This window comes from Geomonas terrae (assembly GCF_004791675.1).
GTDB classification, from domain to species: Bacteria; Desulfobacterota; Desulfuromonadia; order Geobacterales; family Geobacteraceae; genus Geomonas; species Geomonas edaphica.
Genome location: NZ_SRSC01000002.1, coordinates 14,871 through 40,301, shown reverse-complemented (window position 1 = coordinate 40,301; position 25,431 = coordinate 14,871). Strand labels below are relative to the sequence as shown.

Below are 25,431 nucleotides of genomic sequence, written 5' to 3'. Positions count from 1 at the left end.
TGATGGTCCGAGAGAGTGGAATACTAAAAGTTCTCTTTCACGTACTTCGCCGCGTTCTTGAAGAAGATGAGCCCTTCGCCCTCTTCCGGCAGTTCCTCGCGGGTCCAGCGCGGGTGCTGGGTGCGGTGTACGAAGGCCTCGGGGTGCGGCATGAGCCCCATGATCCTTCCGGTCTCATCGCAGATGCCGGCGATGGCGTTGATCGAGCCGTTGGGGTTCTCGGGGAACTCCATGGTGGCCGCCTCGTAGTTCTTGTCGGAGTACTTGAGGCAGGCGAGATGTTTCCCCTCGATCGCGTCGAGCGTCTTCGCGTCGTCCACGAGGAACTTCCCTTCACCGTGGCGCACCGGGAGATAAACCCCGCCTTCGATCCCCTTGGTGTAGAGCGACGGGGAATCGGCGTCCACCTTCAGGTAGCACCAGCGGTCCTGGAAGCGGCCGCATTCATTGTAGGTGAGGGTTACCGTCTGGTTCAGGTAGTTCCCGGAAAGCGCCGGGAGCATCCCCATCTTCACCAGGAGCTGGAAGCCATTGCATACGCCGAGGATCAGCTTGCCGTCGGCGATGAAGCGGGTGATCTGGTCCACCAGGCGCTCCTCTTTCCCCTCGACGGCCGCGTAGCGCAGGCGGTTCGCCTGGGCCTTGGCACTGCCGAGGTCGTCGCCGTCCAGGAAGCCGCCGGTCAGGTTCAGGAAGTGGTAATCGTCCAGGCTCACCTCGCCGGTGAGGAGTTCGGCGATGTGGGCGATGCGCGCCTCGTCGAATCCGCCCAGCCTGCAGGCGTGGGCCGCCTCCATCTCGCAGTTGGTGCCGTTGCCTGTTATGACAAGCGCTTTAGCCTTGGTCATCTATAAAGTCCTCTATCGAAGTTGGTAGCGGGCACAACGCCATGCATTATGGCATAACCCGCTTTTTTTCTGCATATAAAAGATTCGCGATATGGACCGCTTAAAGGTCCTTCAAAGGCGCCTGCCAGGCGGCCTTCAGCTCGGCGTTCGCGGCGTTCACCACCACGCCGCCGGAAAGCCCCTTCACCTTCAGGGCCGGCTCCTCGGTGACCGCGCCGATCTTCGCAAACGCGGTTCCCGCCATCGCCTTCTCGAAGGCCTCCGCCTTCTCGGGACGCACCGTCACCAGAAGGCGCGATGCGGACTCGGAGAAGAGGAGCACGACGTCGCTTTTGCCTGCCGCATCCCCCTTGAAGGAAACCTTGGCGAGATCGAGCTCGATCCCGAAACCGCCTGCGAAGGCGGACTCGGCCGCGGCGACGGCAAGGCCGCCGTCGGAGAGGTCGTGGCAGGAGGCGACGAGCCCCGCGTTCAAGGCGGCACCGTAGGCGCGGTAGGTGGCAAGTGCGGCCGCAGCGTCGACCTTCGGCACGTTGTTCCCCACGAAGCCTTTCTGCACCAGGTACTCGGAAGCACCCAGCTCGTTCGCAGTGGCGCCCAGCAGGTACACCTGGTCGCCGGCGCGCTTCACGTCCATGGTCACAGCGAGACGCGCGTCCTCCATCTTGCCGATGACCGAGAAGAGAAGGGTCGGCGGGATGGAGATCTTGGTCGTGCCGTCGTAGAAGTCGTTCTTCATCGAGTCCTTGCCGGAGATGAGCGGCATGGAGAAGAAGGTGCAGTAGTCGTAGAGCGCCTTGTTGGCGCGCACGAGCTGCGCCATCTTGTAGGGGCCGTCCGGGGTCCTGTCGGAGAGGACCGGGTCGCACCAGCAGAAGTTGTCCAGACCGGCGACTAGATCGAGCGAGCCGCCGACGGCGACGTAGTTCCTGAGCCCCTCGTCGATGGCGTTCGCAGCCATGTCGTAGGCGTCGATGTCGCTGTAGCGCGGGCAGATGCCGTGCCCTACGACGACACCCTCGAAGGAGTCGAGCACGGGGCGGACCACGGCGGCGTCAGACGGGCCGTCGTTGTCGACGCCGGTGAACGGCTTGACCACGGAACCGCCCTGCACCTCGTGGTCATAGCGGCGCACGACGCTCTCCTTGGAGCAGATGTTGAGCGAGGAGAGGAGCGCCTTGACGTCGCCGGTGTAGTCGCCGGATACCTCGAGCTTCGGCTCCTCGTGCACCGGCTTATCCCAACGCGCCGGGATCTGCATCGGGGGAAGCCCCGCGTGCATGAAGGAAAGCGGCAGGTACGCCACGGTCTTCTCACCGTAGAGCATGTGGAAGATGCCGGAATCGGTGAAGGTGCCAAGCACGGTGGCCTCGACGCCGTAGCGTTTCGCCATCTCCATGAACTCGTCGATTTGCTCCGGGGGAACGGCGAGGCTCATCCGCTCCTGCGCCTCGGAGATGAGGATCTCCCAGGGGGCGAGGCCCGGGTACTTGAGCGGCGCCTTGGAGAGGTCGAGCTCGCAGCCGCCGCACTCCTCGGACATCTCGCCGATGGAGGAGGAAAGCCCCCCTGCACCGTTGTCGGTGATGAAGCGGTAGAGCGCCTTGTCGCGGGCGCGGATCAGGAAGTCGAACATCCGCTTCTGGGTGATCGGGTCGCCGATCTGCACAGCGGAAACCGGCGAGTTCTCGTTCAGCTCCTCCGATGAGAAGGTCGCACCATGGATGCCGTCCTTGCCGATGCGGCCGCCGGTCATGACGATCAGGTCGCCCGGAACGATTTTCTTCACGTGGGACGCTTCACCCGCGATGGCGGCGGGCATGAGGCCTGCGGTACCGCAGAAGACCAGCGGTTTCCCTGCGAAGCGCTCGTCGAAGACGAGAGAGCCGTTCACAGTCGGGATGCCGCTCTTGTTGCCGCCGTGCTCAACCCCCTCGACGACCCCCTCGTAGATGCGGCGCGGGTGCAGAAGGCGCTTCGGCAGCTCCTTCTCGTAGAAAGGATCGGCGAAGCAGAAGACGTCGGTGTTGAAGATGAGCTTCGCGCCCTTGCCGGTGCCGAACGGGTCGCGGTTGACGCCGACGATGCCGGTGAGCGCCCCGCCGTAAGGATCCAGCGCCGACGGGGAGTTGTGCGTCTCGACCTTGAAGACGAGGGACCAGTCGTCGTTGAACTTGATGACGCCCGCGTTGTCCTTGAAGACGGAGAGGCAGTAATCCTTGTCACCCTGCGCCGCGCGTACGTCGGCGGTGGTCTTCTGGATATAGCTCTTGAAAAGGGAGTTGATCTTCTCGGTGTTCCCCTCTCCGTCCTCGTAGGTGACGTCGGCGGAGAAGATCTTGTGCTTGCAGTGCTCGGACCAGGTCTGCGCCAGCGCCTCGAGCTCGACGTCGGTGGGTGCCGCGGAGAGACCTACCTTCACGCGCTCCTCGCGCACCTTCTCATCGCGGTAGTGCGCCTGGATGATCTTCATCTCGTCCAGGGTGAGCGCCAGCACGCCGTCGCGGCTGATGCGCATCAGCTCCTCGTCGGAGACCTCGAGGTTCACCGTGTTCACCTCTACCTTCGCCTCGCCCTGCACCTTCGGCACGAAGGGAGCAACGCCCCCCTGCGCCTTGAAGGTCGCGGCGTCGAGGATCTGGTAGCGCTGGATCAGGGTGTTGCACAAAAGCCCGGTGGCGATTTTCTCCGCGTCGGCCTGGGTCAGCTTGCCGGAGAGGAGGTACTGTACCGAGGTGTAGACCCCCTCCCCCGCCGCCAGCTGACGACCGAGCAGGTAGCCGATCGCCTCTTTGGCGGTGCGCCCGACGTTGTCGGTCACGCCGGCGCGGAAGCCGACCTCAACCAGGAAGTCGAAGCCTGCCGCAGCGGGCTTGTCGATTGAGTAGTCCTGGATGACCGGATCGCTGAAGGGGCCGGCCGCAGCCTGCGCCAGCTCGTCGGCGGAGAGCTCGGCATCGACCGTGTAGACGTCGATGGTGCGTACCTCGGCCACGTCGAGATGGAGGAAGTGTCCGATCTCACGCTTGATACGTTCGCCGCGCGGGTCGCGGACCTCGTCCTTTAGGGTGATCTCAATCCTGTGGGGCATTGTTGGTGTCCTTTTCATAGATGACCGTCCGCGTCGGGTACGGGATGTTGATGCCGTTTTCCTGGAATCTCTTGAGGAGCACGCTGTTGATCTTGTCCTGCGCGCCGAAGACCTGGGTGTATTCGGGAACCCAGAAGAAGAGCGAGAGGTTCAGGGCGCTGTCACCGAAGTTCACGAAGAACGCCTCCGGGGCCGGGTCCTTCAGCACCTCGGCAACGTCGAGGGCGGTCTGCACCATGATCTCCTTGGCGCGCGCCACGTCGCATTCGTAGCCGATGCCGACGTTGACCCTACCTTTGCCGCGTACATCGGGAAAGGCCATGTTGATCAGGTTGGAGTTGCAAAGCTCGGAGTTCGGGATGATCAGGAGGGTGTTGTCGAGCCCCTTGATCTTGGTGCTCCTGAGACCTATGTCCATGACGTCCCCGGTCTGGGCGCCGAGCGTGATCCGGTCGCCGATGCGGAACGGGCGGTCGATCATCAGGGTGAACCCGGAGATCATGTTAGCCAGGGTGTCCTTCGCTGCGAGACCGATGGCGAGGGATCCGACGCCAAGGGCGGTGACCAGGGAGAGGATGTCGTAGTTGAAATGCTTTAGCGTGATGATGAGTGCCGTGACCACCAGGAAGATGGTGCAGAGCTTCTCCACGAGCGGCATGAGCTGCCGGCTCATCTCGGCACCGGCAACGCGCGCCCCGTACGCCTTCAAGAGCTCGTCCAGGGCGCGGTAGGCGATGATGGTGAGGATGGAGATGTTCACCACGAAGAGAAGCCCCGAGGCGATGATGCCGATCCGGTCGTGCAGCGGAAGACGCCTGATGGCAAGATACAGACCGGCGCAGTTGACGAGGAGCATGGCGGGTCCGGAGACCCGCTCAAGGATCCTGTCGTCGAGATCCGTCTCCGTGAAGGAGCAAAGGCGCGTGCCGACCTTGGTCAGCAGTTGCTGCGCCAGCCTGGAGAGGAGGTAAAAAGCGCCGATGATGACGGCGGAGATGAGTGCCTGCTTGCCCCAGAAGAGAAGGAAGGGATCCATCTCGTCGGGCGCCAGGTAGTACAGGATGCTATCCACCAAAGACCCTCGTGAAAATGGTATCGACATGTTTCAGATGGTAACCGAGATCGAAGGCTTCCTTGATCTCCTCGGCGGGGAGGAAACCGGCCACCTCTTCGTCGTTCAAAAGCTCGGTCTGGAAGTCCTTGCCCTCTTCCCACACCTTCATGGCGTTTCTCTGCACCAGGGCGTACGCCTTCTCGCGGGAGGCACCCGCCTCGGCGAGCTTCAAAAGCACGCGCTGGGAGAAGATGAGGCCGCGCATCTGGTTCAGGTTTCTCATCATGTTCTCGGGGTAGACCACGAGGTTCTCAATGAGGCCGATGGCGCGGTTCAGCATGAAGTCGAGCGTTACCGTCGCGTCCGGGCCGATGATGCGCTCTACCGAGGAGTGGGAGATGTCGCGCTCGTGCCACAGCGGCACGTTCTCCATCGCGGAGAGGGCGTAGCCGCGCATCAGGCGGGAAAGACCGGTCAGGTTCTCGGAGAGGACCGGGTTACGCTTGTGCGGCATCGCCGAGGACCCCTTCTGCCCCTTGCTGAAGAATTCCTCCGCCTCGAGCACCTCGGTCCTTTGCAGGTGCCTGATCTCGACGGCAAACTTCTCGATGGAGGAGGCGACGATGGCGAGCGCGGTGAAGTACTCGGCGTGACGGTCGCGCTGCAGCACCTGCGTCGAGCAGGGAGCGGGCTTCAGGCCTGCCTTCTTGCAGACGTACTCCTCGACCTGCGGGTCGATGTTGGCGAAGGTGCCGACCGCGCCGGAGATCTTGCCGTAGGAGATGGTCTCCAGGGCGGACTCCATCCGCTTCAGGTTCCTGGCCATCTCGTCGTACCAAAGCGCCATCTTGAGGCCGAAGGTGACCGGCTCGGCGTGGATGCCGTGCGAGCGCCCCATCTGCGGGGTCATCTTGTGCTCGAAGGCGCGGGTCTTGATGACCGCCATGAGACGCTTGATGTCGGAGATGATCAGTTCGCCCGCCTCCTTGAGGAGCATGGCGAAGGAGGTGTCGAGGATGTCGGAGGAGGTGAGCCCCAGGTGAACGAAGCGGGAGTCGTCGCCGATGTAGTCGGCAACCGAGGTGAGAAAGGCGATGACGTCATGCTTTACCGTGCGCTCGATCTCGTCGATGCGCTCCACGTCGAAGCTTGCCTTGGCACGGATGCGCGCCACGGCGTCCTTGGGAATGCGCCCCATCTCGGCGTGCGCCTCGCAGGCGTAGATCTCGATCTCGAGCCACTTGCGGTAGCGGTTTTCCGGTTCCCAGATGCGGGTCATTTCAGGACGGCTGTAACGTTCGATCACGAATAGTTCCCCCTTCTTGCATGTCTAGTTTTTTGTATGGCGAAAACAGCTGCACCGCGCGTCACCGGGGGGAGCCCCCTTTTCGACGCCCGGCGCAAAGGATCAAGCGGAGAACACGCCGCAGACCTTGTGCTGGCAGCCGACGAAGAGGTCGGGGCCGCACAGGTTCTGGCGTTTTAAAAGCCCGTCGGCGGCGGCAAAGGCCAGCGCCGGATCGTTGTTCACCTCGGAGAGATGTGAGAGGAAGACCCCCTGCAGCTCGGGGTGCAGGAGCTCCTCCAAAAGGTTCGCCCCCTCCGAATTGGAGAGGTGCCCGTGGCGGGAGCGGATGCGCTGCTTCAGATGCCAGGGGTACGGGCCGTCCTGCAGCATCTGCTCGTCGTGGTTGAACTCGAGAACCAGCGCCCGGCACCCCTTGAGCTTCTCCTGGGTGAGCCGGGTGGCGATCCCTAAATCGGTTGCGAAACCGATGCACCCCTCGCCGCTTTCGATGCGGAAGCCGACCGGATCGCAGGCGTCATGGGTGATCGGAAAGGGGTCGACCGACACCCCCTTGAAGGCGAAGGGGGAACCGGCCTCGAACTCGATGAACTCGGCCTTGCCGATGGTGTGGCCAGCCGCCTGCAGCAAGAGGCTCGAGCAGAGCACCGGAATCTTCAGGCGCCGGGCGAGCGCTCCCACGCCACGGATGTGGTCGCCGTGCTCGTGCGTCACCATGATGCCGTCCAGGGTGTCGGCGTCGACGCCTATCGAGGCGAGCCGGGTCATCGTCTCCCGGCCGGAGAGGCCGGCATCGATCAGCAAACGGCAGGCATCGGTTTCCAGAAACAGGGAATTCCCCTTGCTGCCACTTGCCAGGAGGCTGAGCCTCATCCATCCCTCCGAGAATTCGCACATCGCCCGCACGGGGCTCATGAACGGCAGAAAAACCTTATTTTTATACAGGAAACAGGTAGCGGATTCAAGATGAAGTTGCTGAGTTTTGCTTAACGCAGGAGCCTGCTGTAGTCGGTGTTCCCCTCGCCCAGACCGGGCGCCAGCGGGAGCAGAATATGGAAGGTGGAGCCCGGGAAGCGCTCCGGGTTGTAGCCGGTGGACTCGACCCAGATCTCGCCGCCGTGCATGTCGACGATCCCCTTGGCGATGGAGAGGCCAAGCCCCGCCCCCTTCGCCTTGAAGGCGACCTTGCCGCTTGAGTGCTCCTGGATGTTCCCCACCTCGTAGAACTTGTCGAAGACGCGCAGCTGGTCCTCGCGGTCGATGCCGATACCGGTGTCGGTGACGGTGATCTCCAGGAACAGGTGATGCTCGCGTCCCTCCGCCGACCCCGCGGGGCCGCGCAGCAGGTACTTCGCCGAGCTGCTCACCGTGATGCGCCCGCCGTCCGGGGTGAACTTGATGGCGTTTCCAAGGATGTTCGAGAGTAGCTGCATGAGCCTCAGCGCATCGCCGCGTATCGAGGGGAGCGACTCGTCGAGGTTCAGCACCACCTCCTGCTTTCTCATCGAGAAGAAGAAGCGCAGCTCGTTCACCGAGGCCTCGATGAGGCGGTTCAGCTGGATGTCCTCCACCTTCAACTGCAGCCTCTTCTCGTCGATCATCGAAACGTCGACCATGTCCTTGATGATGTTGTCCAGGCGCGAGGCGGCGTTGGCGATGTTCACCACCATCTCGAGTACCGTCTTGTCCACCTTGTCGGCGAGATCGGTGGTGATGAGCTCCGAGTACCCCATGATGACGGTGAGCGGCGTCTTAAGCTCGTGCGAGGCAAGCCCCAGGAAGGAATCCTTCATCCGGTTCAGGCGCGCGAGGTCGGCGGAGCTCTTCTCCAGGTTCAGGATGATTTCCCTCTCGCGCGTCACGTCGCGGAAGATGGCCTGAACGAGGGTCTCGGAGCCGCTCTTGATGCTTGAGGCGTGCAGCATGGCGACCATGGCGCCCCCCTCTTTCCTGGAGAGCTGCATCTCCTCGGCGATGTGCGCCCCCTCGGAGGCCTCGCGGAAGATCCGGTGCACCTTCGGGATGTTGCTGATGTTCAAAAGAAGGAGCATCTTGGTGAGCGGAAGTCCCACGAGTTCCTTCGCCTCGTAGCCAAAGAACTCCTCCGCCATCTTGTTCACCATGCGGATCGAGTCGTCCGCCCCGATCACGACGATGGCGTCGCTTGCGTCCTCCATGAGCGACTTGTACAGCTCCTCGGAGCGCTCGAGGTCGGTGGAGAGGGTCTCCAGTTTGCGGTAGGAAGCCTGCAGCTCCTCGAAGGTCCGCTCCATGTCCTGGTAGTTCTTCTTGATCTCGGCGTCCCTGTTCTTCAGGAACTGCGACATGATGTTCACGTTTCTGGCGAGCTCGTTGAACTCGTCGACCTGCACCTCGCCGATATGGGTGTCGAAGGCACCCTCGGAGATCTGCTTCACCCCTTTCAGAAGGACCGAGATCGGCTGGGTGACGTAGCGCCGCATGAAGAGCATGATGAGGGTGAAGGAGGTGATCAGGGAGAAGGCGAGCAACAGGAGGGTCTTCAGCACCATGCCGCGCATCTTGTCGAAGACGACCTGTTCGCTGAAACCAACGTGCGCCTGGGCGATCGGCTTGCCGTAGGGGCTCATAACCATGACGGCGTTGTCGTAATAAGAGTTGTGGGTCCCGTCGAACACCATGGAAACGCGCCGCTTGTAGACCGGCTCGTCACCGGGACGCGACTCTTCCTTTTGCTGCTGCGGCTGCAGCGGCATGGCGTTGAAACGGGGATCGCTGGCGAAGAGCACGCGCCCGCCGAGGTCGGTCACCACGCAGTAGGCGATGTCCGGGTTCCCCTCGATGATCTCGCGGCACTTCTCGGAGACCCCGGTCATGTCCTTCAGCTCTAGCCCCAGGTTCAACACCTTCTCGATGTTGGACTTGAGCGCCACGGCGAGACCCTTGGAGCGCAGGTTGAGAGCGCTCACCTGGTCCTTGCGCAACGCCATGATATCCATACCTGAACTAATGAAGATAGTAAGGAAGAGGATCAGGAAAGAGAAGAGAAGGATGCGTTTTTCCAGTGTCATTTTCATCAAGTAAATGTCCAGCAGCCCGCGTGTTGGAAAATGGTGCGCATCATGGTCCACGCCAGCATAATTTATACTTCTGCGAAAAGTCAATTATTATGTGTATTTATTCACCGATAAAAAACAAATCGCAAGGTCTCGATTAACCGTAAAAACCCTGCCTGTACCGGCTCTTCATCGCTATCGACAATCCCGGAATTATCTTGAATAAAATCTTGACGACCACCCCATCGGCTGTTAGTATGCCCAATTGTGAAGGAATACTTAATTAACGGGAGGAGCACATGGCTTTAAGAGTGGCGATTAACGGATTCGGCCGAATCGGACGTTGTGTACTTAGGGCAGCTGCAGGCACGCAAGAGTTTGACTTTGTTGCGATCAATGACCTGACTGATGCCAAGACCCTGGCGCACCTGTTAAAGTATGACTCCGTACACGGCAAGTTCCCCGGCGAAGTTTCCGTCGACGGCAACAACATCGTCGTGAACGGCAAGGCGATCAAGGTACTCGCGGTGAAAAACCCCGCCGAGCTCCCCTGGAAGGAGATGGGCATCGACATCGTCCTCGAGTCCACCGGCCTTTTCACTGCGCGGGAGAAGGCGGCGCAGCACCTGACCGCCGGGGCGAAGAAGGTGATCATCTCGGCGCCCGCCACCGACCCCGACCTCACCGTCGTGCTCGGCGTGAACGACAAGGAGTATGACAAGAACAAGCACCATATCGTCTCCAACGCGTCCTGCACGACCAACTGCCTCGCCCCGGTCGCCAAGGTCCTCCAGGACAGCTTCGGCATCGAGAGGGGCCTCGTCACCACGGTCCACTCGTACACAAACGACCAGAACATCCTCGACCTGCCGCACAAGGACCTGCGCCGTGCAAGAGCCGCGGCCCTCTCCATGATCCCCACCACCACCGGCGCCGCCAAGGCGGTATCCCTCGTGCTTCCGGCCCTCAAGGGGAAACTGGATGGCATGGCGATCCGCGTGCCGACCCCGAACGTTTCCGTGGTGGACCTGGTTGCCACGCTCTCGAAGGCGACCGACGCGCAGCAGGTGAACGCGGCGCTCAAGGCTGCCGCCGATGGGCCGCTCAAGGGTATCTTGGGTTTCTGCGAGGAGCCGCTCGTATCCACCGACTTCAACGGCAACGCCCTTTCCTCGATCGTCGACGCCGGCTGCACCAAGGTGATCGACGGGACCATGGTCAAGGTCATCTCCTGGTACGACAACGAGATGGGCTTCTCCAGCCGCGTGGTGGGGCTTATGAGAATCATGCTCTGACAGGAGCGGAGCTTATGACAAACCGCGGGGGGGGAGCAGTCGCCCCCCCGTTTATTTTTAGTGAACCAGGAGGAATCATGTCAATTCGCTACATCGATGAAATCGAAAACCTTGCCGGCAAGAAAGTGTTCATGCGCGTCGACTTCAACGTGCCGCTGGACGAGCACCAGAACATCACCGAGGACACGAGGATCCGTGCGGTGCTCCCCACGATCAACTACGCGCTGGACAACAAGGCGAAGATCGTGCTCGCCTCGCACCTGGGGCGCCCGAAGGGGGAGCGCAAGGAGAAGTACTCCATGGCCCCGGCCGCGAAGCGTCTTTCGAGACTTCTGGGCAAGGAGGTGAAGCTCGCCGTCGACTGCATCGGTGACGAAGTGCGCGCCATGATCGACGCCATGCAGCCCGGCGACGTGGTCATGCTGGAGAACGTCCGCTTCTACAACGGCGAGGAGAAAAACGACGCCGACTTCGCCAAGGCCCTTGTCAACGGTTGCGAGGTGTACGTGAACGACGCCTTCGCGGTGTCGCACCGCGCCCACGCCTCCGTCGAGGCGATCACCGACTTCTTCCCGGTGGTCGCTGCGGGCTTTTTGATGAAGAACGAGATGAACTATTTCGAGAAGGCGATGAAGAACCCGATCCGCCCGCTGGTCGCCATCCTGGGCGGCGCCAAGGTTTCCGGCAAGATCGAGGTGCTCGAGAACCTGTGCGACAAGGTGGACAAGATCATCATCGGCGGCGGCATGGCCTTCACCTTCCTGAAGGGGATGGGTTACAACGTAGGGAAGTCGCTGGTCGAGGACAACCTGATCGAGACCGCCATGAAGACCTACGAGAAGGCGCGTCAGAAGGGGGTCAAGTTCTACCTCCCGGTCGACTGCGTCGTGGCGGACCAGTTCAACCCCGCCGCCGAGACCAAGGTCACCCCGATACAGGAGATCCCCGAAGGGTGGATGGCGCTCGACGTCGGCCCCGCAACGGTCACCCTCTTCGCCGAGGCGCTGCAGAACGCGAAGACCATCGTCTGGAACGGCCCGATGGGGGTGTTCGAGATGGACGCCTTCTCCCGCGGCACCTTCGCCATGGTCTCGGCCGTGGCCAACTCCTACGCGCTCACCATAGTGGGTGGCGGCGACACCGACGTCGCGGTGCACCGCGCCGGCGAGTACGCGAAGATCAGCTACATCTCCACCGGCGGCGGCGCCTTCCTCGAGCTCCTGGAAGGTAAGAAGCTCCCCGGCATCAAGGTGCTCGAGGACAAGGGGCATAAATAAAGAGACGAGGGAGGGGCGAGGGTTGCGGCTGACAAGTCAAAGCCCTCGACCTCGACCTTTTTCTAACCCTAATTTTATTCTGATCTGTCATTGAGGAGGGATTAGATGCGCAAGCCGGTCATAGCAGGCAACTGGAAACTGTACAAAACGAAGGACGAGGCGCTCGCCCTGATCGAGGAGCTCGCGCCGCTGGTTACCGGCGTTGATAACGTCGAGATCGTGGTGGCGCCGGTATTCACCGTGCTCCCCGCCCTCCCCGCCGCTCTTGCCGGCACCGGCATCAACCTCGCAGCCCAGGACGTCTTCTGGGAAGAGGAAGGGGCCTACACCGGCGAGGTATCCCCGCGCATGCTGCTCGACGCCGGTGCAAGCCACGTCATCATCGGCCACTCCGAGCGCAGGCAGTACTTCGGCGAAACCGACACCACGGTGAACAAGAAGATCAAGGCCGCGCTCAAAGGGGCCCTGGTGCCGATCTTCTGCATCGGCGAAACCCTCGAGGAGCGCGAGGCCGGCAACACCTTCAAGGTGCTGGAGCGCCAGGTGAAGGGTGGCCTCGAAGGGCTCACGGAAACCCAGTTCGCAGCGGTCATCATCGCCTACGAACCGGTCTGGGCCATCGGCACCGGCAAGGTAGCCACCGACGACCAGGCGCAGGAGGCGCACGCCTTCATCCGCGGTGTAGTCGCGCAACTGCTCGGCAAAAACGCAGCCGACAAGGTGCGCATCCTCTACGGCGGTTCGGTGAAGCCCGAGAACGTCAAGGGGCTCATGAGTCGCCCGGACATCGACGGTGCCCTCGTGGGAGGCGCGAGCCTCAAGGGGGCATCCTTCGCCTCGATCGTCCGGTTTGGTGAATAGTGCTTGGTATTTTTGAACAAGTATGTTAGATAGACTCGTTGTACGTTAAGAAGACTTTTTCGTAGTCTCTTTGAACACTCTCGGAGGTTAGTTTTTTAATGACTATTCTACTGGTAACACTGCATGTCATGGTCTGTTTCGCGCTTATCGTGGTCGTTTTGCTGCAGTCCGGCAAAGGGGCCGAGATGGGGGCATCGTTTGGCGCCAGCGGCAGCCAGTCCGTGTTCGGCGCAGGCGGTGGCAACACCTTCATGAGCCAGCTGACCACTTACGCCGCGGTAATCTTCATGCTGACCTCCCTCTCCCTCGCCTTCATCTCCGGCAAAGGCGGCGGTTCGTCCATCATGTCCAAGGCTCCCAAAGCCAAGCCGGCCCCCATGGGCGGCATGCCGCTGCAGCAGCCGATGAAACCGGGTGCACCCGCTACCGCACCGGCAGCACCTGGCGCGCCTGCAGCTCCCGCTGCACCGGCAGCACCCGCAGCTCCCGCAGCTCCCGCAGCTCCCGCAGCACCGGCAAAGTAATTAATTAGAGATTTGCTGTTGACATCTCTAACGAGTAATGTTAAAAGTCTGGTTCTTCCTGCCGAAGTGGTGGAATTGGTAGACACACCATCTTGAGGGGGTGGCGGGCGATAGCCTGTACGAGTTCGAGTCTCGTCTTCGGCACCAGAAAAGATCAAAGGGTTACGGTACACACCGTAGCCCTTTTTTCATTTCCGCATGGATTCCCCAGTCCAAGTCCCCACGAAGCGCTGAAGGCGCCCTAACGTCCCCCCCTTTGCGAAGGGGGAGCTTGCCCCCCGTAGCCTTGGCGAAGGGGGGACAGGGGGGATTTGCCCTTCCCAGACCTATCCCAGATCACACCCCCTACCCTCGCCACAACGGGAGTAAAATAACAACAGACAAAGGGAAAGGAGGGCCAGGTGAAAGGCCACCAGAGGGGGGCATATGAAAAGGCACATCCAAAGCAGATCCAACGCAGCCGAAGAACTCGACCGACAGCACCAGGGTGCGGTGGGAGGTCAGTTCCTCACCCGGGCCGGTAGAAACGAATATACCGACCAGGGCACGATAAGCAGCCGCTTCGAAAGCTTGGACTTCACACCGGGGCGTGACCCTGCGGAAGGAGCCGACATCCCGCTGACGTCGCCGCTGCACGAACGATGGGCACAGGGAAGGCCACAGCGTGACCCGGCGGAAGGACCGGTTATCTCGACCGACTCGCCGCGTCGCAGCGCGAAGTAAATGAAGTAGTACGGGATCAGAACAAATTGCACCACCCGGGTTTATTTTGTTGACTTCGCGCTCAGCTAATGATAGTAATGTGGTTCTTCAACGCCGAAGTGGTGGAATTGGTAGACACACCATCTTGAGGGGGTGGCGGGCGATAGCCTGTACGAGTTCGAGTCTCGTCTTCGGCACCACACAAACACAACGCTCCAGCTTCACAGCTGGGGCGTTTTTGTTTTTATCCTTCCCTACTCTGTGATTTACAGTCACAGCCCCCCATCATCCTGTCTTTCAGCAAATCAAGAAGCAATGCTTCGCCTCAGAGCTCCCCCACAACATCCCGAAGTCCAACATTACACATCACTCATTCAATCAGCATCCCCCCCTCCCCTGTCCTGACAGCAAAAATCCGTAAAGTAGTCCGGTTGACAACCAATCAACACCCCATATAATGTTTACACCAACAATTTAATGATATCCAAAGACACGGAGGGTTATATGAAAGACATGCAGGACGCACTCAAGCAGGCCATCCAGACAGAGAAGAACGCGATGAACTTCTACCAGATCGGCGCACAGCAGATGAAGGACAAAGAAGCGAAGCGGCTCTTCGAACAACTGGCAAGGGAGGAGAAGGAACATGCCGCCCAGTTCTTCAAGGCCTACAAGGGGAGCGAGCTCGGTTCGTTCGAAGAGTTCATCACCGCCCCTCCCCAGAACGAGGCACTCTGGGTCAACTCCATCCAGAAGGTGATCGGCCCCGACTTCTCCGAGCAGAAGGCCCTTGAGTACGCCATGGAGAAAGAGACCCAGCTGGAGAAGGCCCTTCGTGAGACTGCAGCGAAGATCACCGATTCCTCCATCAAGGAGATCTTCCTCTGGAACGCCAACGAGACGCACAACCACTTCCTCACTATCGAGGCCGAGTACGCGCGCATCATGGCCATGGTGGACGAGTCTGATATGGACACCTACGTCAGGGAGTAGCGTCATTACCCGGTCACAGAAGCGACACCGAGGGGGCCATCGAGCCCCCTTTTTAGCATCCGGCGATTTTTCGATCAGTTACCCCGCATGGCAGAAAAAGATAATCATTCAGCCATTTTTTTCTTGCACGGGAAGGCGTCCGATGCTATAAGTAGGTCTCTCGCAAGCCGGAGTGGCGGAATTGGTAGACGCGCTAGATTCAGGTTCTAGTACTCGAAAGGGTGTGCTGGTTCGATTCCAGTCTTCGGCACCAAAAGATCAAGAGGTTAGGCAACGGCCTAACCTCTTTTTTCTTCCTTTACAGGGCGAGCACAATCAGATGGGGCTGTAGCTCAGTTGGGAGAGCGCTTGAATGGCATTCAAGAGGTCCGCGGTTCGATCCCGCGTAGCTCCACCATCAATAAGAAGGGCCAGGCATTATGCCTGGCCCTTTTTCTTTTCATTGCCTTGCCGTAGCCCCCTTTTTGCGAAAGTTCTTCAGTTCCAGGGAACGCGAAGCGCAGCTGCCTACAAAGCACTGCATGAGCCCTAACGTCCCCCCCTTTGCGAAGGGGGGACAGGGGGGATTTGCTCTTCGCCGTCATTTCCATAACATTACAGCCGCAACCACACATCTTCCGAGCAGCGCCCTCCCTCATCAATCTGCATCTGCCCCTATGTGACATTTCGTCCACATCCCAACATTATCTACTAGCACCCTTTATCTTCAGAGAATACTGATAAAATCCACATACACCCTGCTGCCTCCTCAACTGCTTGAAGATGCCATCAAAGCCTGAATGGAGGGATACACAATGAGAAGACCGGTAGCCGCATTGTACTCTTTGGCAGTCATGTCGCTTCTTGCCGCCCTCTCCCCCCTTCCCGTCGCCGCTCAACCCTCACCTGGCAAAGTCCCCGTCTCACAGGGTCCGGTGAAACGGATCAACCCTTACTTCAGCACCCAGGCCACCCTCTACAGCGACAACAGCGTCCTCGAGCGAGCCGAGATAAACGGCCCGCCGAAACCTCCCTACGGGTACCACATCCGCGCGATAACCCCGCTTCCGGCACCAACACCCGCCGCCGGGGTCAACACGCTGCCTAACGTCCCCGCCTTCCAGTGGGTCTTTGGCTGTTCCGCCGTTTCAGGCTCAATGATCGCCGGGTACTACGACCGCACCGGATACCCGAACATCTACACGGGCCCCACAGGCGGCGGCGTGATCCCCCTCATGGAGGACGAGGCCTGGGGTACCTGGAACGACAAGACCGGCGACTCCTATCCCAACAACCCGCTCATTGCCTCCCACATGGGACTTGACGGCAGAGCCAGCCCGGGCTCCATAGACGACTACTGGATCTCCTACCTGAGCGGCCGGAGAGATCCTTACATCTCCGGTAGGTGGACGCAGCATGAATGGGGGGATGCCGTCGGCGATTACATGAAGACGAGCCAGTCCGCCTTCAACAACGTAGACGGTTCGACCTCCTTCTACTATATCAATGCGGCTACCCCGCTGACCTGCGCCGACATGGAAGGGTACGACCAGGCGAGGCTGGACGGCACTTACGGAAGAAAACTCTTCTACGAGGCCCGTGGCTACGCGGTCACCGACTGCTACACCCAGATGACCGACAACGTGCATGCGGGAGGCTTCTCTTTTGCCCAGTTCAAGGCTGAGATCGACGCCGGCCGCCCCGTGCTTTTGAACCTGGAAGGGCATTCCATCGTCGGAGTCGGTTACACCGACTCGAACACGGTGTACCTCCACGATACCTGGGACAACGACGACCACACCATGACCTGGGGGGGGAGCTACTCCGGGATGGCCCTTTGGGGGGTGAGCATCGTTAATCTCGCCTCCGCCCCGAGCGCTCCAAACCTGTCGGTCTCGCCCAACGCTTACAACTTCGGCAGCCGCAAACTCAACACCAACACGACGCAGACCTTCACCGTCGCCAATACGGGGACGGCTCCCCTTACTGTGGGCCAGCTCTCGCTATCCGGAGCTGCGGATTTCAAGATGACTACGGACAACTGTTCAAAGAAAACGCTGTCGCCCTCCGCGAGCTGCACCGCCACTGTAAGCTTCACCCCGACCTTGGAAGGACAGCAATCGGCTACGCTGACTATCCCCTCAGAAGATCCGGACAGTCCCGCGACCGTCTCCCTCACCGGCGTCGGGACCAACCTTCTCCCCGACCTGTACGGGGCATGGTCCAAGGTGAGCAAGACCCAAAAGCGCGGCAACTACTCTGTTTCGGGCACGTTGACCACCATCAATGGAGGAAGTGCGACCGCCGTCAACGTCACCGTGAACGTCTATCTCTCTACTGACACCACGTCTACTAGCCACGATACGCTGATCGGGACCTACAAGTTCGCCGGCATCACGGCAGGCGCGAGCAAGGCGACTTTGATACGTTACTCAACAGGGACGACGGACCCAGGCAGCCTGTACCTGAAAGCGGTGATCGACCCGGCCAACAGCGTCGCGGAGTCCGAAGAGTCGAACAACTCCGCCTTCGGTACTATCCCCTAGCACCTCACCCTCCCCAAGAGGCAGGGGCTTAAGCCCCTGCCCCCCTTTCACCAAGCGCCCCCCTTACCTCCCACGGAACCACCTCGCCTAACCGATGACCGGCTGGTTACCGGCACCACGGCAGTCCTCCCCCCGTTTCCTTCCTCTCAACATTAAAGCAGAAGGGGCTGCAATTTAATTGTCTCACTCGCTGTACAACCGTGGGAGCTTCGCTATATTGAACGGCAGCAGCGTTAGCGCGCCCTAACCATCAAAAAACGGAGGTGACGATGCTACATCTAAGGTACAAATTATCCGGTAAAACGTTGGTGGTCCTCGGCGACTGCCAACGGTACTACGGCGGATTGGCCACCCTGTCGTTGTACAAAAAAGCGGCCGAGCTGGCGGTTCCTCTGGAGGTGATCGGCGCAGCGATCAGTGACGCGGAGCAGAAGTACCGCAATGCCATCAACTACGACCGCGTCGCCATCGTAATGCGGAACCAGGCCTTCAAAGTCATGATCGATTTATTCAAGAATGTCGCCGCTTATCTCCAGGTAGTCGCGACGGAGGACGACATCCCCGCACTGCTGCAGGCAGGACTTGAAGTGATTGCGGCCCCTAAAAAGAAAAGGACCACCACCTCTTCGCCTGATTAGGTGCCACCACAGTTCACCGTTACCCTCTCCCTCGGGATGGAAGCTCCCCGAGGGAGATCTTTCCTCTTTCCTGTCTCAACCTTGCCCACTTCAGGATGCCCCTTCACACCCCGCTTCGTGCCTTGCGACACTTCATTTGGGCTAAGCGCAGTGGCACATCGTGCGATAGGTCATGGCACATCGTGCAATAGGTCATGGCACATCGTGCAATAGGTCACGGCACATCGCGCAATAGGCCATGGCACATCGTGCAATAGGCCATGGCACGTCGTGCAATAGGTCATGGCACATCGCGCAATAGGTCATGGCACATCGCGCAATAGGTCATGGCACATCGCGCAATAGGTCATGGCACATCGCGCAATAGGCCATGGCACATCGCGCAATAGGCCATGGCACATCGCGCAATAGGCCATGGCACATCGCGCAATAGGTCATGGCACATCGCGCAATAGGTCATGGCACATCGTGCAATAGGTCATGGCACATCGTGCAATAGGTCATGGCACATCGTGCGATAGGTCATGGCACATCGTGCAATAGGTCATGGCACATCGCGCAATAGGTCATGGCACATCGTGCAATAGGTCATGGCACATCGTGCAATAGGTCATGGCACATCGTGCAATAGGTCATGGCACATCGTGCAATAGGTCATGGCACATCGCGCGATAGGTAGTGGCACATCGCGCGATACGTTACTCCATCGAGCCCTAAGGGGATGACGCATGGCTCGATGCATTGCTCCAAATGGGGGGGGGGGCGGTTCGCGGGATTGGCTTGACTGGCAGGGGGAAACAACGTAAACAGTGAAGAAATGAAAACCATCAAGGGACAAATAACTGCGTCGCTCTTTGAATCGATGCTCTCGTCTTCCGTCGACAAGGGCGCAACGCGTTTCGCCCTTTGGTTTTACCCTTCCACGACGAAGAACCAAAGAAGACGAGTGATCGAAAGGTTTCGGCCATACGCCTTAGGCCGTGAGGAACTGGAACCGGTTACTCTTTATTTCGAGACGGGTGATGCTCCTGAAGGGACACCGGTCGAGGCGATGCCCCTGACGTTCAGACTCAACGCGGAGTCGATAAATAAGCTGACCCCGCATCTGAAAAGACTGATCCGGACATGTGATGCCGTCGCCACTTACGCCGACAACGATAATTCGTTCCGCTGCGCCATCGTCCTTCACGAAAAGACTGTGCACCTGAAGGGGTGATTCAAGCGGACTCTATGATGAACGTAAATGATCCCGCACACTACCACCATCAGCAGCAAACCGAAGATAAAAACGGCGTCTGCTACCCGCTCTATCCTGTACATGCGCTGCCGCTTTCTGGTTCTCAAGGCCCAGTAGGACATTAAACACGAGGTAAGAAAGATGAGCGACGCGACAGCCAAAATGTCATCCGCAAGCGTATCCACCCGCTTAATGGTAATGAAGACGCGCACCAGGCCGATTACCGTAAGGCAGACACCAACCATCGCGGCCGAAGCAGTGAAGATGTGGACGCTTATGTCCTCTTCGAGCTTGTACTCATCAAGCTTGTCTTGCTCCATACAAACCCGCTCCCAAGCCCTCTTGCTCACCCTTTCCTGACTATATCGACGGAAATCTCCACAGCGGGGATCGTGCCTCTGTTCTCGAGCCAGTGCATGGTGTTCCTGTCCTCGGGCCAGCCTGCCCCAGGACCGTAGTCCGTGGCTATCCCGTTTCGGTGGTCCGTTATGGTTCCCTGCAGAATATAGACAGTGCCAGGCCGGTCTATATGGTCGTGCAGCGGACCGAAGACCCCTCCGGGCTCGATGGTCACCATGCGCATGCGCAGTTCGCGTCCCGCCATCCCCTCTATTTCAGGACCAAGATCTACACTGGTGAGTAGCTGCACCGTTACCCCTTTGGTCTCGATGCTTAACGGGTCATCACTCATCGCGCCCTCCTTCGTTCTCGAGGCGACGCTTCACTGCGTCTTTGAAAGGGTGAAGGACTTTACCATCTCCTGCACGGCAGGCAGATCCCTTGCGAAATAATACCGTGCCGGTGCCGAGTAGGTGATCTGGTAGTACCAGTTATCATGCACGAATCCGTAGACCTCGGTACGATATTTCAGGCCAGATTTAGTGCTGTAAGTCAGGCGGACACGAAAACCGGGCTCCCCACCAATCATCGCGGGTTCATTTCCCTCCACCGCGTCCACCGGAAAGTTCTGGTCCGACTGGAATTCGTCGATGACAACTTCGGCAAGTTCCTGCGGCAGCATCCCCGCAGTCACCCGTCGCTTCGTGTGGGTAAACTGCTTCTCCTCCTGGAGCCCCTTCCTGGCGATCTCTACGTTCTGCAGGGCGGGATACTCCTTGCTGACCAGCATCAGCGCGCTGGTCCTTTGCTCTTTCCAGCCGGGCGGTTGGGTCACCGAAAAAGGCCGATTTTCCGTCCCGGGCTTGGTCGTGGCACAGCCGCCAAGGAGAACCAGCACCATCACAAGCAGCACCCTTTTCATTTATGGCCTCCCTTAACGCAGGTTTTGCAACATCCCCTCGATGTACCCGCGATCCTGAGCACCAGGTTGCAGCTTCAGATACTCACCAAGTGACTTACGCGCAAGCTCCACGTCCTTTTCCTTGTAGGCGATAAGGCCCAACATGCGGTAAGGCTCGGGATACAGCGGGTCCAGCCGTACCGCCTTCTGATACAGCTCTTTTGCTTTCACCAGGTCGGGATGGCTGCTGTTGCGGCGGAAAGTCTCCCCCATGAGCAGGCAGGCCCGGGCATCCTCGCCACGGGCTACGATATAACGCGTGATGCAGTCCTGCGCCCTCCCGAAGTGCCCCGCCTTCATGTCCATCTCCGCATTTTCCAGCAGCAGCACGGCAAAGGTCCGCAGGTACCCCTCGGCGTTGTTTTTCCCCTTTTTACCGTTCGCCTCGACGGCGAGAAGGGCGTTGAAGTTGTCGATCCGCGCCTGGAGCATCGGGTGCGAGGCGAAGAAGAAGGTCTCTTTGCGATCTTCCACCTTGGCCTCCTTCTGCAGTGCGCCGAAGACCTTTGGTGCCTCGTAGGGATCGTAACCTGCCCGCATCAGCAACCGGAACCCTTCGCGGTCGGCTTCGGCCTCAAGCTCGCGGGAGTATCCCTTCATGGATGCAAGCGCTCCCAGGTGTCCCAGAGGGGTCAGGAGGTTCCCGGTCAGCATGCCGAGCACCGTCGAAAGGGCACTCTTGTCCTTTGTGTCGCGGAACTCCTTCAGCATGTGGCGGTTGATGGCATGGATGCTTTCGTGGGCGAGGATCGTGGCGAGCTGCGCCTCGTTCTCCATGTTCGCCAACATGCCGGTATTTATGTAGCCGCTGCCGTTGGGGAAGATAAAGGCGTTGCAGGAGCGCTCTCTGATGATCCGGAACTTGAGGGGCAAGACCGCGAGTTCCTCCCTTGTGCGCAGCGTCTTCACCACGTTGTCCAGGTAAAGCTCCATCTCCGCGTTCTTGTAGATCTGGCTGCTGTCGTTCAGCTTCTTCACTTCCTCGTCGGCCCGCAACCAAAGCCGCCGCTCATCATCATCCTGCGGGTATGCCGGACCGGCACCTGCCGCCGCGAAGGAGGCCGGGCAGCAAAGCACAAGGAGCAAGACGATGAGGCAAAGTCTGATCATTTCTTCAGTCCCGGGAATTCGTCGAGAGCCACCTCGACGAAACCTTTTGCCTGGTCCGGGTCGCGGAGGTTGGTCGAACCACCCTTAATGTTGTGCCATAGGACGGCACCGTTGCGATCAACCAGGGCTATCCTGAGGGTCGTCCCCTCCCCTCTCGGTACGACGACGATCCCGGTAAACGCCGACATCATCACGCCCGAGACAGTGCCGAGGACATTCACCGCCTTTTTCCCGGCACTGGCATACTGGTCCACGCCATGGACGAGGAGCAGGGCATCGGCCCCAGCCGGATCCAGGATCTTGGGGATCGGCCCGACCGAGTAGTCTGCGCCTGTCTCGTACGTCGTCGGGGCGCTTTGGGTGAATCCGGGCTGAGCCGGAGCGGCATGGTACATGATGGCGTTACTCACCACCGGGAAGAGAGCGAGCACTTCCTTCATCTCCTGCTCATTTTGAGGGTCCGTCTTCAGCACCGATATTTTGGTGCCGGAACCTTCGAACTGGGCGAGCAGGGCCTTGGTGACGTTGTCACTTGCGAGGTTCGACCATTCATCCATAAGTTCAGGGACGCCACCGGCGGAAACGAGGTAGACCTTTATGTCCGGTTTGGCGAAAACGATGCTCTTTATGTTCTGACATTTCTGTGAGAGGGCGGGATGAGTCTGGATAGTCCGTGGTGCGGCACACCCCAGCAACAAGAGGGAGAAACCTATCGCGATAAAAACCAGCCGGGCACATCGTTTAAGGTTGTCCATAAAGCCTCCGACACAGTCAGGAAAAAAGCGAGACAGAAGCAGTAACGGTGGTCTCCAAACAAAGGGAATTCAAATACAGTAAGATTTTATGTCACAGTGAAATATTGTCAAAAATAACCAGTCTAGAATCATTGCGGCAACTAGTTTGGAACTCGAAGGATCCTCACCCCGTTGCGCCTACAGAGAAACCCTTGATTTTCCAGATTTTATCTGGTACAAGTCGTGTCCGCAAAGTAACCATTGACGCCGGCATCGCTTGTTCGATCCCGGTATTGCAGCCAATAAGCAACAGGGGACCAGCTATTTTAGCTGGTCCCCTGTTGCCGTTTTGGAGGAGTGTAGGTGAAAGACGGACACCAAGCCAGGAGAATTTCCACATGATCAGTAGACATAAGATACGGCAGAAAGAGAATGCACAGATCTTGAAGCTGCCTTTGGACCAACTGCAGTTCTTGCAGCAGTGTGCAGGATTCGAGTCGAAAGTGGCGACGTTGTACCACCATTACGCCAATATCTTTGCCGATGACGAAAGCCTCTCCATGTTGTTCAAGAAGACGGCAGTCGAGGAGGAAAACCACGCCCAGCAGTTCCACCTGGCTATCAGGCTGCAAGGGACTGGCATGGAAGCGGTTAAGATCGATGTCACCAAAGCGTCCGCCAACCTGAAAAAACTGGAGGAAATCGTCGAGCGGCTGACCGGCACGACACCGTTTCCCGAAGACGCGCTTGACATGGCCATCCGCCTGGAGGAGCAGGTGGCACTTTTGCATATGTCCAACGTGGTGCACTTCCAGGACGCAGGACTCAAGCAGCTTTTCGAGGCGATGATGGCGCATGACAACGGCCATGTCACCATGTTGAAGGATTACCGGGAGGTCATCCGCATGGGGAAAAGCGCGATGGAATTTTGCTGACGCAGAGATGTGAGCGGAACGTTACGCACGTCCCGCAAGGCAGGCAGCAGCCCCGTCACGAAGCCCATGCGCCAGCGGCTGGTGATGGACGATGTGCAGGGACTTGCAGGCCCTGGTGATCGCGACGTACAGGAGGTTTCTATCCGGGTCGGTCTGGCGGTAGTCGAAGGAGCTCGGGTTGTAGAGGATCACGTTGGTGAACTCGACTCCCTTGATGGCATGAGCATGGATCACCTGGACCCCGGGCGCAAAGGAGACCTCCCCTTCGGCGTGCAGGCCTGGAACGCCGGAGAGCGCTGCATGCAGAGCCTTGACGTCCGCCTTCTTCTTGCAGATGACACCGGTAAGCGAGCCAGGTGCGGCATGCACCAGCGCCTCGACAAGTTCCCGGATCTTCGCCATCGACTCGGCGGCGCTCCTCGTGGCATGGAAATCGAGCGCACCGGAATGGGCCTTGGTGGTGTCGGCGCTCCGTCCGCTCACCTGGGCGGCCAGATCGACGATCTCCTTGGGACAGCGGTAGGAAACGGTCAGGTTCTCTTTTTCCAGCCCCTGCGAGTGGAGTTGGGCCATGACGCTCGAGAACCCTTGCGAGTCGAGGAAACTCAAGATCTGCTGCTTTTCATCGGCGCAGATGGTTATGCTTCGCGCCGCGGAGGTGGCGGCCACGATGGTGCGCAGCTCAAGCGAGGAGAGATCCTGGGCTTCGTCGACTACGACGTGGTCGTAGGCGTTCAGCGCCCCGAGCACCACGGTGCCGGCCGGGCGCCGCAGCTGGGCCAGGCGGAGCAGGATGCTGGCATCGGAGAACGAGACCGTCCGCTCCTTCGCCTCGAACTTCCTTTGTGCCGCCCGCTGAAACTCCGCGCCGGAGTCGGTGCAAAGGGCAGCGACGACGTAGTCCTGCATGAGAAAGCGCCACAGGTCGGTGACCGGCTCGATCTTGGCGGTCTCCTTCACGTATTTGGCGAGAAGGGCCGGAACCCGGCTGCTTTTCTTCTGGGCCCCGAAGGGGTCGTCGAAGACGGTCTTCAACGAGTGGACGCCGAGGGCGGCAAGCGCGGTCAGGGACCAGGCGCTGTAGGTGTCGACCCGGGCCGGACCCAGAAGGGTGTCGCTGCTTTGCTTCACGTAGTCGCGCAGAACCCTGTTGAACATGAGGACGATGCACCGCTCCGGGCGATACCTCTCGGGGGCGTCGAACATGAGGTAGGAGAGCCTGTGGAGCGCCACCGTGGTCTTCCCTGCTCCCGCCGCACCGTTTATGACCACCACACCGTCTTTCAGCTTCGTGATGGCGCGGAACTGCTCGGGAGAGATCAGGGCCGCGATGGAGTCCACCATCCGGTGGTCCTCGGTGCGCTCCTTGGTGTCCGCGGTCGTCTCGCCGGCCGAACCGTTCTTTTGCCATGCGTCGCCGCGCAACTCGTAGGTCTCCGAAGGGGTCTCGATCCGTTGCAGCGCCTTCCTGGTGATGGTCACCTTGTCCCGGCGGGTGACCACCCCTTCCCTCTCGACACCCCTGATGGTGAGCTCGTACTCCTCCCCTATTTCGTACCCCTCGTAGAAGGGTCCGGTTATCTCCGCCTTGCGCCAGTCGATGACGACCACCCGCTGGCCGTCCATTAGCGTCTGGTTGCCGATCAGGTACTCCTTCTTCCCGATCCTGCGGTCGTTGTCGTGGATGCCGAGGATGCCGAAGTAGGGAGAGGCCTGCTGGGCGAATTCGTGGAGGTATTTGCGCGGCGAGTGGTGCCCGTGCTCGATCAGTTTCTCCGTGAGATCGTTCTTCTCGCGCCAGTCCACCGAGGCAAGGCGCTGCTGTTCCAGCTCCTTCGTGTAAGCCTCGTGCCTACCGATCGTCTGCAGGCGGTCGACCGCGTACCGCCCGATCGCCTCATGCACCCTGTCCAGCCGCTCTATTTCCTGCTTTACGATTTCCATCAACTCCCCACAACTACAACAT

At 59.7% G+C, this 25,431-nt stretch carries 22 protein-coding genes and 4 tRNA genes; 14 read left to right on the top strand and 12 right to left on the bottom strand.

Annotated features, from left to right (window positions below; all coding sequences use genetic code 11):
* Positions 1-23 precede the first annotated feature (23 nt).
* From E4633_RS07460 to E4633_RS07435, 6 genes are all read right to left on the bottom strand, one after another.
* A complete protein-coding gene (locus E4633_RS07460) occupies positions 24-848 on the bottom strand; it encodes a phosphoribosylformylglycinamidine synthase subunit PurQ (protein WP_135869635.1) in 825 nt (274 codons plus the stop codon).
* Positions 849-948: 100 nt separating this feature from the next.
* Positions 949-3,939 (bottom strand): phosphoribosylformylglycinamidine synthase subunit PurS, encoded by a 2,991-nt coding sequence (locus tag E4633_RS07455; RefSeq protein WP_135869634.1) that lies wholly within the window; start codon positions 3,937-3,939, stop codon positions 949-951.
* The gene (locus E4633_RS07450) at positions 3,923-5,011 is read right to left on the bottom strand and encodes a mechanosensitive ion channel family protein (protein ID WP_135869633.1); all 1,089 of its coding nucleotides are present in this window, start codon (positions 5,009-5,011) and stop codon (positions 3,923-3,925) included. The genes E4633_RS07455 and E4633_RS07450 overlap by 17 nt, the downstream gene beginning before the upstream one ends.
* Entirely contained in the window at positions 5,004-6,299 is a 1,296-nt protein-coding gene (gene purB, locus E4633_RS07445) for an adenylosuccinate lyase (protein WP_135869632.1), read from the bottom strand. Before purB ends, E4633_RS07450 begins: the two co-directional genes overlap by 8 nt.
* Positions 6,300-6,401: 102 nt before the next feature.
* Positions 6,402-7,172 (bottom strand): MBL fold metallo-hydrolase, encoded by a 771-nt coding sequence (locus E4633_RS07440; RefSeq protein WP_135869631.1) that lies wholly within the window; start codon positions 7,170-7,172, stop codon positions 6,402-6,404.
* 113 nt (positions 7,173-7,285) lie between these two features.
* Positions 7,286-9,355 carry an ATP-binding protein gene (locus E4633_RS07435; protein ID WP_135869630.1) on the bottom strand — a complete coding sequence of 690 codons (2,070 nt, stop codon included), beginning with the start codon at positions 9,353-9,355 and terminating at the stop codon, positions 7,286-7,288.
* Positions 9,356-9,633: 278 nt separating this feature from the next.
* On the opposite strand from E4633_RS07435, the gene gap reads away from it, so the two are divergent.
* The 13 genes from gap to E4633_RS07370 all read left to right on the top strand — a co-directional run bounded on the left by gap (position 9,634) and on the right by E4633_RS07370 (position 19,365).
* On the top strand, positions 9,634-10,629 hold the full coding sequence (gap, locus tag E4633_RS07430) for a type I glyceraldehyde-3-phosphate dehydrogenase (protein WP_135869629.1): 996 nt from the start codon (positions 9,634-9,636) through the stop codon (positions 10,627-10,629).
* A 77-nt stretch (positions 10,630-10,706) separates the two neighbouring features.
* On the top strand, positions 10,707-11,906 hold the full coding sequence (gene pgk, locus E4633_RS07425) for a phosphoglycerate kinase (protein ID WP_135869628.1): 1,200 nt from the start codon (positions 10,707-10,709) through the stop codon (positions 11,904-11,906).
* Positions 11,907-12,011: 105 nt separating this feature from the next.
* A complete protein-coding gene (gene tpiA / locus E4633_RS07420; protein WP_135869627.1) occupies positions 12,012-12,767 on the top strand; it encodes a triose-phosphate isomerase in 756 nt (251 codons plus the stop codon).
* 98 nt (positions 12,768-12,865) lie between these two features.
* A complete protein-coding gene (secG, locus tag E4633_RS07415) occupies positions 12,866-13,291 on the top strand; it encodes a preprotein translocase subunit SecG (protein WP_135869626.1) in 426 nt (141 codons plus the stop codon).
* A gap of 60 nt (positions 13,292-13,351) precedes the next feature.
* Positions 13,352-13,438 (top strand) — tRNA-Leu (locus tag E4633_RS07410).
* A 279-nt stretch (positions 13,439-13,717) separates the two neighbouring features.
* Positions 13,718-14,014 (top strand): hypothetical protein, encoded by a 297-nt coding sequence (locus tag E4633_RS07405; RefSeq protein ID WP_135869625.1) that lies wholly within the window; start codon positions 13,718-13,720, stop codon positions 14,012-14,014.
* Between the two features lie 92 nt (positions 14,015-14,106).
* Positions 14,107-14,193, top strand: a tRNA-Leu gene (locus tag E4633_RS07400).
* Between the two features lie 304 nt (positions 14,194-14,497).
* Entirely contained in the window at positions 14,498-14,986 is a 489-nt protein-coding gene (locus tag E4633_RS07395) for a ferritin-like domain-containing protein (RefSeq protein WP_135869624.1), read from the top strand.
* Positions 14,987-15,152: 166 nt separating this feature from the next.
* Positions 15,153-15,239, top strand: a tRNA-Leu gene (locus E4633_RS07390).
* A gap of 68 nt (positions 15,240-15,307) precedes the next feature.
* Positions 15,308-15,383, top strand: a tRNA-Ala gene (locus tag E4633_RS07385).
* A 397-nt stretch (positions 15,384-15,780) separates the two neighbouring features.
* Entirely contained in the window at positions 15,781-17,511 is a 1,731-nt protein-coding gene (locus E4633_RS07380) for a choice-of-anchor D domain-containing protein (RefSeq protein ID WP_162604958.1), read from the top strand.
* A gap of 269 nt (positions 17,512-17,780) precedes the next feature.
* The gene (locus E4633_RS07375) at positions 17,781-18,149 is read left to right on the top strand and encodes a hypothetical protein (protein WP_135869622.1); all 369 of its coding nucleotides are present in this window, start codon (positions 17,781-17,783) and stop codon (positions 18,147-18,149) included.
* An 817-nt stretch (positions 18,150-18,966) separates the two neighbouring features.
* Entirely contained in the window at positions 18,967-19,365 is a 399-nt protein-coding gene (locus tag E4633_RS07370; RefSeq protein ID WP_135869621.1) for a hypothetical protein, read from the top strand.
* Here E4633_RS07370 and E4633_RS07365 read toward each other — a convergent pair.
* From E4633_RS07365 to E4633_RS07345, 5 genes are read right to left on the bottom strand one after another with little or no spacing between them, the layout of a single operon-like run.
* Positions 19,335-19,706: a hypothetical protein gene (locus E4633_RS07365; RefSeq protein WP_135869620.1), complete on the bottom strand. Its 372-nt coding sequence runs from the start codon at positions 19,704-19,706 to the stop codon at positions 19,335-19,337. The genes E4633_RS07370 and E4633_RS07365 overlap by 31 nt on opposite strands.
* A gap of 26 nt (positions 19,707-19,732) precedes the next feature.
* Positions 19,733-20,077, bottom strand: a complete 345-nt coding sequence (locus tag E4633_RS07360) for a cupin domain-containing protein (protein ID WP_135869619.1) — start codon at positions 20,075-20,077, stop codon at positions 19,733-19,735.
* A gap of 30 nt (positions 20,078-20,107) precedes the next feature.
* Entirely contained in the window at positions 20,108-20,647 is a 540-nt protein-coding gene (locus E4633_RS07355) for a hypothetical protein (RefSeq protein WP_135869618.1), read from the bottom strand.
* Between the two features lie 12 nt (positions 20,648-20,659).
* Positions 20,660-21,796 (bottom strand): M48 family metalloprotease, encoded by a 1,137-nt coding sequence (locus E4633_RS07350; RefSeq protein WP_135869617.1) that lies wholly within the window; start codon positions 21,794-21,796, stop codon positions 20,660-20,662.
* Positions 21,793-22,551, bottom strand: coding sequence for a hypothetical protein (locus tag E4633_RS07345; protein WP_135869616.1), 759 nt, complete (start codon positions 22,549-22,551; stop codon positions 21,793-21,795). The genes E4633_RS07350 and E4633_RS07345 overlap by 4 nt, the downstream gene beginning before the upstream one ends.
* Positions 22,552-22,928: 377 nt before the next feature.
* Here E4633_RS07345 and E4633_RS07340 point away from each other — a divergent pair, with 377 nt between their 5' ends.
* The gene (locus E4633_RS07340) at positions 22,929-23,465 is read left to right on the top strand and encodes a ferritin family protein (protein WP_246037970.1); all 537 of its coding nucleotides are present in this window, start codon (positions 22,929-22,931) and stop codon (positions 23,463-23,465) included.
* 21 nt (positions 23,466-23,486) lie between these two features.
* On the opposite strand, the gene E4633_RS07335 is transcribed toward E4633_RS07340, so the two are convergent.
* Complete coding sequence (locus tag E4633_RS07335) at positions 23,487-25,409, bottom strand: UvrD-helicase domain-containing protein (RefSeq protein WP_135869615.1); 1,923 nt, start codon at positions 25,407-25,409, stop codon at positions 23,487-23,489.
* Between the last annotated feature and the right edge of the window lie 22 nt (positions 25,410-25,431).